Below are 12984 nucleotides of genomic sequence, written 5' to 3'. Positions count from 1 at the left end.
GCAGGCGGCGGCGTTCCGCCTGGGGGTGCCGTTCACCGGCCACCCGATGTTCGGCCACGACATAATCTACAACCATCCGATGAACAACGGGGCCCTTCTGGGGCGGGCCGCAGAGCGGGATTTCCTGCGCTACGCCGCCGCAGTGAGCAATATCGCCGACGGCGTGTACCTGTCGGTCGGCTCGGCGGTGATGTCGCCGATGGTGTTCGAGAAGTCGCTCTCCATGGGCCAGAACCTGGCCCTTCAGATAGGCAAGGCTATCTCGGGCCACTACATCCTGGTGGTGGACCTGGCCGAGTCGCACTGGGACTGGACCGCAGGTGAGCCGCCCGAGAACAACCCCGACTACTACCTTCGCTATTGCAAGAGTTTCAGCCGCATGGGCGGACAGATGCGCTACCTGAGCGCGGACAACCGGGATTTCCTGCTCGCCCTGCACCAGGGACTGGGCCAATATCAACCCCCAGCGAAAGGAAAGCCCGACAGTGAATAAGCACATCGCGGACCTGACCGCCTCGCACCCGCAGCTTACTGTCTGCGCAGGGGACATCCAGAGCGCGTTCGAGATCCTCCGTGACTGTTTCGCCGCGGGCGGCAAGCTGCTCCTGTGCGGCAACGGTGGCAGCGCGGCCGACTGTGAGCATATCAGCGGCGAGCTGCTCAAGGGTTTCGTGAGCCGGCGACCTCTGGGAGAGGCCGAGCGCGCCGCCCTGGGCGAACCACTGGCCGCCAAGCTCCAGGGGGCCCTTCCTGCGATACCTCTGACCGGGTTCAGCGCATTCAGCACGGCTTTCGGCAATGATGTCGACCCGGAATACTGTTTCGCCCAGTTGGTCTGGGCGCTGGGCCGTCCGGGTGATACGCTTCTGGGCATAACCACCTCGGGTAACTCGGCCAACGTGCTGCATGCCGCCAGCGCGGCCCGTGCCCGCGGCATGGCGGTGCTCGGCCTGACCGGCTCCGGTGGCGGTAAGCTGGCCGGCTTGGCCGGAGTGACAATCCGGGTGCCGGAAACAACGGTGCACCTGGTCCAGCAGCTGCACCTGCCGGTGTACCATGCCCTGTGCCTGATGCTGGAGGAGGAGTTTTTCGGAGTACAATCACAAGCCTGAAAACATGACAGCTTCCCGCAGCCCGGGAACCGAGAACGAGGAGAGAGCGGATGAACAAGCTGCGCGTGGCCGCAGTGCAGATGGAGCACACCAACGGCGACAAGGCCGCCAACCTGGCCAAGGTGGAGGATTTCACCTGTCGCGCCGCAGTGGAGGGCGCCGCCGCAGTGGCGTTCCCGGAGTGCTGTATCTCCAGCTACATGCACCTGGCCGGTCTGAACTATGCTGAACTCAGCGCTCTGGCCGAGTCGGTGCCGGGGGGACGGTCGGTGGAGGTCCTTTCCAGGCTGGCGATCGACAACAGGATAACAGTCCTGGCCGGGCTGCTCGAAATCGACCAGAGCGAGGGCGGCAATCTGTATAACACATATGTGGTGGCCTGCCCGGACGGGGCGATTTTCCGCTACCGCAAGCTGCACCCGTTCGTGAACAAGCACCTGAGCGCGGGCAACCAGTTCGTGACTCTCGATATCCAGGGCTGGCGCGCCGGTATCCTGATCTGCTACGACAGCAACCTCTGGGAGAACTGGCGTATCTACGAGCTGCAGGGCGCGCAGCTGATGTTCCTTCCCCACCAGACCGGCGGGTTCGACATCCCCTGCGCCGGGATGGGCAAGATCGATCCCCAGTTGTGGCACGAGCGCAAGAAGAACCCGGAGGCGATCCGGGCTGAGGTGCTCGGTCCCAAGGGCCGTCAGTGGCTGATGAAATGGCTGCCCAGCCGGGCCTACGACACCGGCACCTACGCCGTATTCAGTAACGGCTGCGGGGTGGACGGAGTCGATGAGGTGCGTTGTGGCGGCGCGGTGGTGATAGACCCGCACGGGATCGTGCAGGCCGAGAGTTTCGCGCTTCACGACGATATGGTGGTCGCGGACCTGGACCCGAAGCAACTGGAGCTGAGCCTGGGCCGCTCGCACACCACTGCGCGCCGCCCCGAGCTCTACGGCAAGCTGATCGAACGGGCCGCCGAGGTGGACACGCGCTCGATGCGAAACGCGTTCCGCAAGAAACTGGGGGTGGACCTGGACGGGGAGTGAGGGATTATCTTCATCTGGATTGAGTAAGCCGTCCGTGGCGGATCGACCGCCACGGACGGTTTTTTTATGCTGCGGAGCATAGGAATGCTTCGGGGAGGCTCGGGACGCGAGCGGGGGGCCGCGCCGCCGCCTTCGGCGGGCGCGCGACAGCGCGCGGCGCCTTTCAGGCGCCCGGCGCGGCCCCCGGCCGTGGCCCCTCGCCTGTCACCAGCGCCCGTTCTTCTTGAAATACGTGTACTCCCGGCCGCCGCCGCTCAGGATCGTGTGCGACTTGCTGTCGTTGTAGGATGGCCCCGGCCCGGGGTTCCGGCGGCTCATGAACTCGAACGCCTCCTCCGCGGCCTTGAGGCAGCGCTGCTTGACCTGCGGGTCATCGCTGTATTTATGGCCGAACATGACTACATCGCTCAGACGGTAGGTCCAAGGACCCAGGTCGCCATGGCCGCCCGCGGACGGGCTCCAGTCGGCGTAGAACCCGTGCTCAGGCCCGCCAGCCAGGCAGATGGCGGTGAAATCCGCGTACTGGACCACGTAATCGCGGCCTAATTTATAGGGCTTGCCGGTCGCCTCCTCCATCACCGCGGTCCAGCGGGCCGCGGCGTTGATACAGATCGCGGCGGTCCAGAACCCGGAGACAGCTTTGTCCGGGTTGGCGCGACGGCCTTTCTCGGTGGTGTACCACTGTTTGGCGGGTCCGGTGCTTTCAAGGATTTTCTCGGCCGCGGCGATGTATTTTTTATCCCAGGTCAGAAGATAAGCATCGGTTAAAATTTGAAGGTTGTTCCCAGGATCGCGTTCAACCTGGTCGATCTGCGGGAACACGTTCTGCGTGATCTTGTAGTAGACCAGATCGGCCTGCTCGGTGGCGGCCTCCAGGAGCTGACGGTTCCCGGTCAGGTAGTAGAGCGCCATCTGGCCGCGGGTGTTGAAATGCCCGCTTTCCGGGCTTTGGCCCTGGCCCCAGGGCCAGGTGAGCTTGCCCCACCAGGTGAGAAGCGGGCTTCCCCGATGGCTGGCATTGGCCACCTCCACCCCGTGCGAGGTGTGGGCGAACTTGCCGCCGTTGAAAGCCCCTTGGGCCTGGGAATCGGCGCTGCAGTGATAGACATCGATATCCGCCTCGTGCCACAGACCAGGCTCGGCCAGGCTCCACCACTGGCGGGAGAGTTCCGGGGAGCTGTCCAGGGTGCGCAGGTTCTGGAGCAGCATGCCGAACCCGTGGTCGTACTCGTGGTTGAAATGGCTCATCACGTGGCGCCCGGTATGCGGGCCGCCGGTCTCGTCGTACTCGTTGCGTGCTGGGGTGTCGCCCCAATTGCGCCAGTCGTACTCATCATAGCGCTCGATGTCCTGGAACAGGTTGTTGTCCCGGGCCGCGACCCCGCCCTGCAGCAGGGCCTCGTAGGTGGGGAACAGGGATGTGTCCTCAGGCACGGCGTCATCGAAGAACCCGCCGGCCAGGTAGCTTTCGGCCGGGGCGCGCACGACCAGCGGGTCCTGGAAAGCGGCCATCACCGTGGCGATACGGTTCTCGTTCGGGTTGCTGCCCTGGGGCCCGGTCTGGAAGAAAAAGGCCACCTCGTGAGTCTTGATCTCGCCGCCCTGCAGCTCGTGCAGGTCGGGGAACTCCTCCGGCCAGAGACCCACCCGGACATCGCCCTCCGGGGTGGCGGTCAGGGCCTTGGGAAAATTCTGCCAGAAATTGCGCACCGCCACGGCGATGCCCCAGCGGCGGTCGGCCAGGTGGATCCAGGCCTGGGGACGGTTACGGGTGCAGGACTCCACGCGGCCCACAAACACCTTGGCCCCGCGGAAAGTGAGCGGTATCTCGCCCTTGGCGTTCATGTGGTTGCGGCAGTACCAGTTCTCGCCGCCGGAGGATTCCTGGTAGATCCCGGCCCGGTCGGTCAGGATCACGCGGTCCAGCAGTTCGTTTGTCCCGTCACCCACCGAGAACTGGATCGGCCCATCGAACGCCAGAGCGCTGTTCAGCGACATGTCCTCCATGAACACGCTGCCCGGCCGGCCCATGATCCAGTGCTTGTCACCGTTGGCATCCGTCACCGGCTCGGTGGGGTTACGGTTTACGAGCGTGAAAAACACCCGGACAAACCCGGTGCCGGCGTAGAAATTTAGCCGCGCCGTGTAGTCCAGCTCCGCCTTGCCGTCCAAATCCGCCAGCGAGCCCTTGACCGCCAGCGTGGCCCGCACCGGCCCCTCGGCCTCCACCGCGAAGCTTTTCACCCGGCCGAACCCGCTCGATACCAGGCCGGCCCGGCTGTCGGTCAGGCTTATCGCCGGGCCGTGGGCCGCGCGGCTCACCCGCTCGCCCGGCTCGAACGAGCCGTTGCGGTCGTGGTCGAGGAACACGTTTTCGAACAGGTCGAACCGCTCACGGCTCAGTTCGCAGCGCAGCGGGCCGGTGCTCACTGTCACGCCGCGGTCCGTGCGCTGCAGCACAAGAGCGGAGGGCTTCGCCTTTTCCCCGCTGTCGCGCAGGCTGTAGGTGACTTTTCCACGCGGCTGGCAATCGGCCAGGAAATCCACCAGCAGCCATTTGATCGACTTGTCGGGCCAGAACGCCAGGGCCTCGAACTGGCCTGCGACCGGCTTGCCCTCCGGGCTTATCACCGCCAGACGGTCCGTGCTTTTCAGCGCGCCGCGGGGGATGAACACTCCGGTCGAGACAGGCTCGGAGCGGCGCGTGAGACCGTTGGCCTCGCGGGCGGTGAGCGGCAGCTCGAAAGCCGGCGCCGCGGCGGGCAGGGCGAGACAGAGAAGGAGCAGTGCTCCCGAAAGCCTGGAAATGGGCACGCGCATGTCGGCTCCTGGAAGGATTCAGGGGAATATGGACGGGATGATCTTCACTTGACCGGAGATGGTCCAAGAAACGGGAAGCGGCAGGCCCAGCGGGTGGTCGGGGCTCGGCTGGGCTATTGAGAGGCGTGTCGGCGTATCAGGGACAGTCAGTTGAGCTGCTCGTTCAGCTCCTTGGACACCTTAAAAATGGCTTTCTTGCGGGCCGGAACCCGCACCTCGCTGTTGGTTCTCGGGTTGCGCGCTTTCCGTTCCCGGCAGTTCTTGATCTTGAACGTCCCAAAGCCGCGCACCTCCAGGTGTTCCTCCCGGGTCAGACAGGTTTTGATCTCCTCGAGGAACTGCTCCACAACCAGACGCGTTTCGTTCTGGGTAAATCCGGTCTTGTCGGCGATCTTCTCAACGATGTCCGCCTTGGTCATACATATTCTCCGGTGAATTGATCAGAGGTCAAGGAAAGCGTTCCCGATGGGAGGGTTAAGACCGCAGATATCGGTCAACAGCGGAACTGAGGATAAATTAACCGTGGCGGGCGTAGCGGTCAAGCAAATTGTCAAGAAACAAACGGCTTCAATCTGAAACGCTCGCATTTTTCCGGCGCTGCGGTGGGCGCTCTCAGGCGGTTTTCCCTGAGCGGCTGAAAGCGATGGGGAACGGGTCGGTCACGCTCGAGGTGGAGACCGAAACCTGCGGGAAAGGTATTTCGATGCCGTTGCGGTCGAAAATTTCCTTGATCTGCTGCTTGGTGCTGTTCATCGCATCGAGGTAGTTTTCCTTTTTCACCCAGATGCAAAACTGGAGGTTGATCGAGGAATCGCCGTAGCCGGCGAAAATGAACAGCGGCCCCGGTTCCTCCAGGCAGAGCGGGTTGCGGTCGGCCACCTCCATCAGCAGGCTGCGCACCTTGCCGATATCCTCCTTGTAGGCCACGCCGATCTCGATGTCAATCCGCCGGATGGGCCAGTAGGTGAAATTGATCACCTGCGACTTGATCAATTCCTCGTTGGGGATACGCACCAGGTGGTTCTGGAAAGTCTGGAGCTTGACCGAGAGCAGCTCGATCGAGTGCACCACGCCCGTGGTCTGGCCGATCTGGATCACGTCGCCGATCTGGAACGGACGGTCGGCCAGGAGGAACAGGCCGCTGATAATGTTCGAGGCCGAGGTCTGCGAGGCAAACCCCACGGCCACGGTCAGCACGCCGGCCGCCCCCAGCAGCACGCCCAGTTGGAAACCCAGCTCGCGCAGCGCCGAGACCAGCACCAGAGTCAGCATCAGGTAGAGCGCCATCTTGCGGAAAATGATACTCTGCTGCTTGCTGGAGCGCCGCTCGACTATCTTGCCCACGCTGGCCGCCACCAGCCGCGAGACAATGATCCCGACCGACAGGATTATCAGAGCCCGCACCAGGGAGATCATCCGCTCCGGGGTCAGATAATTGGTCAGCCAGGAAAAGGAATCGGTCATCTTGAGGCTCCACATGGGTTCAGCCGATCAGGTAATCGAACGCGCGGGTAAGAATATTTTTCTCCGCTTTCTGGCGCGGGCCGCTGACCAGGCGCGGCGAGCCGGCCTCGGCCGGGGCGTAGTCGCGCAGTTGGACCTCGGCGCTGTGGTCGGGGTTGAATTCCACGTTCAGCCCCTGGGTCCAGAGCCAGCCGTGCTCGCCCTGGTAGAGCGACAGGTGCTGCGAGGGCAGTTTCAGGCGCTCGATGAGTATGGTCTCGGCGGTGCGGTTATTGAGCCGGATCACCGAGATGGCACGCTGCGGGCGGAAACGGATGTTATCGAGCTTGAGCTGGCCGTAGACCCGGTTGGCGTAGCAGTATTCGCCCTCCTTGGGTGAGGGGCCGAACCAGGTGTCTGAGGGACGGTGGATCGGGAAATCGGCCAGGCTGAAAGCCGGCTCCCCGGTCTCGATCCTGAACCAGAGCGGGGCGCTGACATAGAAGACTATTTCCTGCCGTGGCAGAAGGTGGAACGGGACATCCGTGCGGATAACCACCGGACGGTCGGCCAGGGCCGGCGCCACTGTGATGCCGCTCTGGGTGGCGCCCATGCCGAAACGCGCCACGGTCCAATTGGCCTCGAACCGTCCCAGACGCTCCACCGGAATACGGATCGAGACTTCCTCGCCGTTCGTCTCCTCGGCGGTCTCGCAGGCCAGGACCCACTCGTGGCAGGAGCGCTCGATCCGTATGCCGGCCGCTCCGATCCGCCACAGACCGCCCTGGTCCTCCGGGATTTCGAACCTGCCCCACCAGACATGCTCAAGCGCCGATTTCAGTTTCATCCAACCTTCCGGGACTGGGTTTGGTCGCACACCGGATCCGGCTTAACATTAACCTCTTCCCTTGTGGCGTGCAACTGTCTCGGCGCGTTTTTCAATTCGGGCGGCGGGTGATTTCAGTCCATGAAATCCTGGTGTATCCTGGTAAATTCGTGCCGTGAGGCGAGAAAGGCATCCACGATGTCCGGGTCGAAATGCGTCCCCCGCGCACCGGCGATCATCGATGCGGCCTGGTTCCCGGTGAAGGTGGTCGTACGGTAGATGCGCACCGTGGTCACGGCGTCGAAGAAATCGGCCAGTGCGACCAGGCGGGCCGATAGCGGGATCGCGTTCCCGATCAGGCCCTCGGGGTAGCCCGAGCCGTCGAAACGCTCGTGGTGGCTTCGGGTAAGCTCTATCCCAAGCAGCAGAAAATCCTCCGTCTCCACCCGGGACTGGATATCGGCAAGGGTGCGCTCTCCGATGCTGGTATGCGAGTGCATCACCTTGCATTCATTTTCATCCAGAGGACCGGGTTTGAGAAGGATGGATTCCGGGACCCCGGCCTTGCCGATGTCGTGAAGGGGGGCGGAGTCGAAAAGGTTCTCCAGGTAGTCATCATCCAGGGTGTTCCGGTACAGGTTCCTTTCCCGCAGGCTTTTCGCCAGGGTGAGCGTATAGTGTGCCATGCGCTCCAGGTGAAAGCCGGAATCATTGTCCCGCTGCTCGGCCAGGCGGGCGAGGCCGAAAATGGTCGCCTTGAGGGCCGCCTCGGAATTCGAGGTGCGGAGTCGCACCTGCTGCTCCATTTCAGTGAAATAGGCTTGGTTGGCGCGGCGCATCTTCCGCAATTCGAGGGCTTTTTCGATACGCGAAAGCAGTAGGTTGTTGTCGAGCGGTTTCTCTATCAGGTCGACCGCCCCTTTCTGCAGGGCCTCGACCGCAATGCCGATCTCGGCGTAGCCCGTCATGACAATGACAGCCAGGTCCTGTCCCAGCTTGAGCAGTTCCGGCAGCACCTCCAGCCCCGTGAGGCCTGGCAGGTGCAGGTCGAGAAGGGCCAGGCAGAAAGCGTCCGGGTTGCTGCGGAGTATCTCTATCGCCGTCAGCCCGTCGCCCGCCTCCACGCAGCCCCAGCCGTTGACCTGGCAAAATGCGCGAAGGTAAATCCTTATCAGTTCGTCGTCATCGACAATAAGTACGTTGATTCGATCCAGATCGGCCATGGAATCGATTCCTGTTTCTTCAGGTTTGAACTGCAAATTCAGGCCCGGCGGTGCAAACAGGAGGGGCCGGGCCTGGAGGGGAGTGCAGTCCCTTCCGCCCGCGGCGGAAGGCTGAAGACATATCTAATTAAATTCTAATAGAATTCATCCATCCGACGCAAGCGGCCCACCGGATTTTACGTTGTATGATGTGCAACAACCACAAGCTTAAAAAGTTAATTGCCACAGACACACTTCGGCATTCCGCGCCGGTTTTTAGGGTTGACTTGGCAGGCGGGATTGACTACAATCCTCCTCGATATCCCGGCCGAAGCGGTTTGGCGACACAGTATTCAGCCTCTGCGGCCAGTTTGTTTCCTTTAAGGACCAATCGATGCGAAGTGGTGAAAAAATTGCCCGACGGACTTTTTTCCGGGTGAGCGCGGTCGCCGCTGCAGCGGCGGGGGTTTTCGGCTCCGGCTGCCTGGTGGAACGCCGTCGCTGGCGGGCGTTCAGCGAGGCCGAGGCGCGCCTGGTGGATGACATCTCGGAGCGGATCATCCCCTCGGACAGCGACCCGGGCGGACGGTTCGCCGGGGTGGTCGATTTCATCGACCGTCAGCTGGACGGCCCCTACGAGCGGTATGCCGCGAGCTATCACGATGGGCTGCCACGCCTGGCCCGCACCGCCGAGGCCGTGCATTCCGCGCCTTGGGAAAAGCTTTCGGACTGGCAGCAGACCGAGTTGCTGGCGCGTCTGGAGAAAGGTGATGTCCCGGAGGGGATCTGGGAGCAGGGACAGGCCCGGGAGTTTTTCGCCCTGCTCTGCGAGCATTGCCTTCAGGGATATTACGGTCCGCCGCGCCACGGCGGCAACCGCGACTATGTGAGCTACCGGATGCTGGGCCTGGATTATCCGCAGATCGTGGGACGCAACCAGCGTGCCTGAAGACGGGGGTTCGGAGGACTTTCGATGGCATTGCCCAGGGTGAATGCGATCGTTGTGGGAGCCGGCGCGGCTGGCGGAGTGGTGGCCAAGGAACTCGCCACCGCGGGGCTTTCCGTGGTGCTGCTCGAGCGTGGCCGCTGGCAGAGTTTCCAGGACCATGACCACGATGAGCTGACCTCCCAGCGCACCTCAGTACTGGGCTCCGCTTTCGGCCCGGATGACCGCCGCTGGCGGCGGGTTGTCCGCCAGGGCGAGCGCTGGGTCCAGGTGCTGCCCAGCGAGAGCGCCTACCAGAACAACGCCGCCTGTGTGGGGGGCGGAACTTTCAGCTACGGGGCGATGGCCTGGCGTTTCATGCCCCAGGATTTCCGCCTGCGCACCCTCTACGGTGACATCCCGGGCAGCACGTTGGCCGACTGGCCGATCTCCTACGATGATCTGGAACCGTATTACGAGAAAGTCGAGTGGGAGATCGGGGTCTCGGGCAGCGACGAGGGCAACCCGTTCGCCCCGCCGCGTAAGCGTGAGCGGCCCATGCCGCCCAAGCCCTACACTGCCGAGGGGCGGCTGCTTTACGCCGCCGGGTTGCGCCTGGGCCTGCACCCCTTTCCCATTCCCATGTTGCGCAACACGGTGCCCTATGCCGGACGGCAGGCCTGTGTCTCCTGCCGCTATTGTGTCGGTTTCGCCTGTGAGGTCGGCGCCAAGTGTGGCACGCATAACACGGTGATCCCAGTGGCCCTGGCCAGTGGCAACTGCGAGCTGCGCACCGGCTGCGTGGCGGCCCGGGTGGTCACGGACCAGCGCGGGCGGGCTACGGGGGTGGAATACTTTGACCCGGAGGACCGCAGTCAGTTCCAGGCCGCCGACCTGGTGGTGCTGTCGGCCTCGGCCACCGAGACCCCGCGCCTTATGCTCAATTCCAAATGTAAGCTTTTCCCCGCGGGCCTGGGCAACCGTAACGACTGGGTCGGGCGCAATCTCCAGGGCCACGCCTACTGCGGAGCCTACGGTCTGTTCGAGCGGGAGCTGTACGATGATGTCGGGCCGGGGGCCTGTATCTCGTCGATGGATTTCAACCATGGCAACCCCGGCCACATCGGCGGCGGCATCCTGGTCAACGAGTTCATCCGCCTGCCCTACCTTTTCACCGGGATCCGTCCTCCCGGAGCGGCGCGCTGGGGGTTGGAGCACAAGCAGTTCCAGCGCGACTGGTACAAGCGTTCCATGGGGGTTAAATCGGCGGTGCAGGAACTGCCGACTTTCGAGTCGCGGGTGGAGGTGGACCCCGAGGTCAAGGATTACTGGGGCCTGCCCGTGGCCCGTATCTCGGGCGCCCGTCACCCGCGCGACCGCGAGACCGGTGATTTCATGACCCGCCAGGCCGAGCGCTGGCTGCTGGAGGCCGGCGCGATCCGGACCTGGCGCTCCCTGCCCGGGCTGGGTGTCTCGGGCGGACAGCACCAGGCCGGCACCTGTCGCATGGGGGCTGACCCCGCCACCTCGGTGGTCAACCAGTACGGCCAGGTCCACGACATCGACAACCTGTTCGTGGTGGATGGCAGCACGCAGGTGAACAACGGCGGGTTCAACCCGGTGCTGACGATTATGGCGGTGGCATACCGCAGCGCCGAATACATCGCCCGCCAGTGGAACGGAACGCGTTTCCGCTCCTGAGCCGGGCGGAGCAGCCAACCCTTATGGAAGCCGGAATGAAAAAGCGCGGTCTGAAAATATTCTCCGCGACGGTCGCGGTCCTGGCCGTGGGCATGCTCCTGCTCAACCTGGGCTACATCGCGGGTGGCTCGGTCTCGGGCGAGTACTGCACGCTCTGCCACGAGATTGTCCCCTCGCGCGACCACTGGGCCGGCTCCAGCCATCGGAATGTCCAGTGCAAGGCCTGCCACGGCGGAGTGTTCACCGCCAATCTGAGCTTCCACCTGAACAATTTCCACCGCCTGCTGACCCATGCCAAAGGTGAGCTTCCCGAGCGGATCATCCTGGACGGCGCGCAGGCGGATTTCGTGGCCGGGCGCTGCCAGGCCTGCCACCAGGGCAACTGGTCGCGCTGGATGGCCGGGGGACACTCGATGCGCTACGCCGATGTGTTCCTCAACGCGGCCCAGAACGGCCGTGTCCGCCTGAACGAGGACTGCACCCGCTGCCACGGCATGTACGATGAAGGCGCTGTGGAGTCGATTGTCGCGCCGATGGACACTGTCGGGCCCTGGCGGCTGATCGATCAGCGCAAGGCCGCGATCCACGCCATCCCCTGCCTGGCCTGCCACCGCGTGCATGCGGAGGGCGCTCCCGCGGCAGCGCCGGATTATTCGAAGCCGAAAGAGATTTCCTACTCCCGCACAGGCAAGGCGCTCACGCCCTCGCTGGCGTTCTACGACCGCCGCGAGCGCATGCATTTCGGCGCGGAGGTGCTGCCCCTGCCCACGATAACGGATTCCACCGGGCGCGTGGTGGCAATCTCGCCGGACAAGCGCCAGGGCCTCTGCTACCAGTGCCACGCCCCGCAGCCGGGGTTCAAGCTGGCCAGCGGGGATGACCGCACCCCGGCCGGCGTGCACGAGGGTATAAGCTGCCTGGGCTGCCACGACCCGCACTCGCAGGACGCCGCCGCGTCATGCGACAACTGCCACCCCAAGATGAGCAACTGCGGCCTGGACGTGCGCCGGATGGACACCACGTTCAAGGACCCGGCCAGCCCCCACAATGTCCACCGGGTCGCCTGCCTGGATTGCCACCCGGCCGGAGTGCCGGCCAAAAAATAATTCACCGCGAGACATAGATGCCCCCGAAGCCCCCGGCTGTGCAAACGGCCGGGGGCTTTTTTGCGGCATAGCTGAACGGACGCCACGGGATTTCGATTGTCTTGCCGGGAGAATGCTTGAAAGATGTTGACATGCCATCAAGATATCTGCATAATAACTCAAGCAAGCTGTAAAAGCCGAATAGAGTGGCATGAGCTCCCCCCCTCACAGGCCTGCGTTGTTTCCTGGCACGGGTTGTATTCCGGTTGACTGAATGCATTAACCGTCATTCAGGGCACTTCCTGATGAAAAAATATCTCCTGGTTGCATTTTCAATTTTTGCCGTGCTTCTCCTTGGAGGAGCGTCGAGTTGTCTTGCTTATATGCCCTCGTACTGGGATTCGGATTTGAACCACGACCACAAGAGCGACCTCGAAGACCTGGCCTTCTACTTCCAATACGCCGCCGTTATCCGCGATTCCTCCCTGGCCTGTGTCCCCGACTCGATTGCCGAGCGGTTCCAAGGTATCGGCAGCGTGGACATCCAGGACACCCGCGGGATGCTTGGGTCGTTAATCAGCGAGTACGAGGGATACATCTATCAGGGCACTCCGATCCTGACGCATCCGGACAGCCTGCTCCCCTTGAGCGGCTCAGCCAGGGAAATGGCCCGCGAGCACCTGGAGGCCTTGAAGGTGACGCTTCCGAAGTGGTCGGACCGGATCGGCGGGGTGCTGCGGCAACTCGGCCTGACAGACACGCCGCCTGTGCCGATTGACCCAGACCTCAACGGGGACGGCTACACCGACGTGGCGGACATCGCGCGCTTT

General features: G+C 63.4%; 12 protein-coding genes. 7 read left to right on the top strand and 5 right to left on the bottom strand.

What is annotated here, in order from left to right:
- The 3 genes from LLH00_06225 to LLH00_06215 all read left to right on the top strand — a co-directional run.
- On the top strand, positions 1-493 hold a 493-nt coding region (locus tag LLH00_06225), incomplete at its 5' end, for a hypothetical protein (protein MCE5270865.1).
- Positions 486-1112, top strand: coding sequence for an SIS domain-containing protein (locus tag LLH00_06220; GenBank protein MCE5270864.1), 627 nt, complete (start codon positions 486-488; stop codon positions 1110-1112). The genes LLH00_06225 and LLH00_06220, both read left to right, overlap by 8 nt.
- A 50-nt stretch (positions 1113-1162) precedes the next feature.
- Positions 1163-2152: an acyltransferase gene (locus tag LLH00_06215; GenBank protein MCE5270863.1), complete on the top strand. Its 990-nt coding sequence runs from the start codon at positions 1163-1165 to the stop codon at positions 2150-2152.
- A 204-nt stretch (positions 2153-2356) separates the two neighbouring features.
- On the opposite strand, the gene LLH00_06210 is transcribed toward LLH00_06215, so the two are convergent.
- The 5 genes from LLH00_06210 to LLH00_06190 all read right to left on the bottom strand — a co-directional run bounded on the left by LLH00_06210 (position 2357) and on the right by LLH00_06190 (position 8464).
- Positions 2357-4972, bottom strand: a complete 2616-nt coding sequence (locus tag LLH00_06210; GenBank protein ID MCE5270862.1) for a hypothetical protein — start codon at positions 4970-4972, stop codon at positions 2357-2359.
- A 146-nt stretch (positions 4973-5118) separates the two neighbouring features.
- The gene (locus tag LLH00_06205; protein ID MCE5270861.1) at positions 5119-5391 is read right to left on the bottom strand and encodes an integration host factor subunit beta; all 273 of its coding nucleotides are present in this window, start codon (positions 5389-5391) and stop codon (positions 5119-5121) included.
- Positions 5392-5584: 193 nt separating this feature from the next.
- On the bottom strand, positions 5585-6436 hold the full coding sequence (locus LLH00_06200; protein ID MCE5270860.1) for a mechanosensitive ion channel family protein: 852 nt from the start codon (positions 6434-6436) through the stop codon (positions 5585-5587).
- Between the two features lie 19 nt (positions 6437-6455).
- Complete coding sequence (locus tag LLH00_06195; protein ID MCE5270859.1) at positions 6456-7262, bottom strand: hypothetical protein; 807 nt, start codon at positions 7260-7262, stop codon at positions 6456-6458.
- A gap of 113 nt (positions 7263-7375) precedes the next feature.
- A complete protein-coding gene (locus LLH00_06190) occupies positions 7376-8464 on the bottom strand; it encodes a response regulator (protein MCE5270858.1) in 1089 nt (362 codons plus the stop codon).
- A gap of 373 nt (positions 8465-8837) precedes the next feature.
- Between LLH00_06190 and LLH00_06185 the strand changes: the two genes are divergently transcribed.
- From LLH00_06185 to LLH00_06170, 4 genes are all read left to right on the top strand, one after another.
- Positions 8838-9392: a gluconate 2-dehydrogenase subunit 3 family protein gene (locus tag LLH00_06185; protein ID MCE5270857.1), complete on the top strand. Its 555-nt coding sequence runs from the start codon at positions 8838-8840 to the stop codon at positions 9390-9392.
- Between the two features lie 24 nt (positions 9393-9416).
- Entirely contained in the window at positions 9417-11069 is a 1653-nt protein-coding gene (locus tag LLH00_06180) for a GMC family oxidoreductase (GenBank protein ID MCE5270856.1), read from the top strand.
- A 35-nt stretch (positions 11070-11104) separates the two neighbouring features.
- Positions 11105-12175, top strand: a complete 1071-nt coding sequence (locus LLH00_06175; GenBank protein ID MCE5270855.1) for a hypothetical protein — start codon at positions 11105-11107, stop codon at positions 12173-12175.
- Between the two features lie 362 nt (positions 12176-12537).
- A partial coding sequence (locus tag LLH00_06170) for a hypothetical protein (protein MCE5270854.1) occupies positions 12538-12984 on the top strand: 447 nt, incomplete at its 3' end.

Source organism: bacterium, from assembly GCA_021372515.1.
Lineage (GTDB): Bacteria > Gemmatimonadota > Glassbacteria > GWA2-58-10 > GWA2-58-10 > JAJFUG01.
Note: the sequence above shows the minus strand (reverse complement) of the source record. Positions and strands in the feature narration are given on the sequence as shown.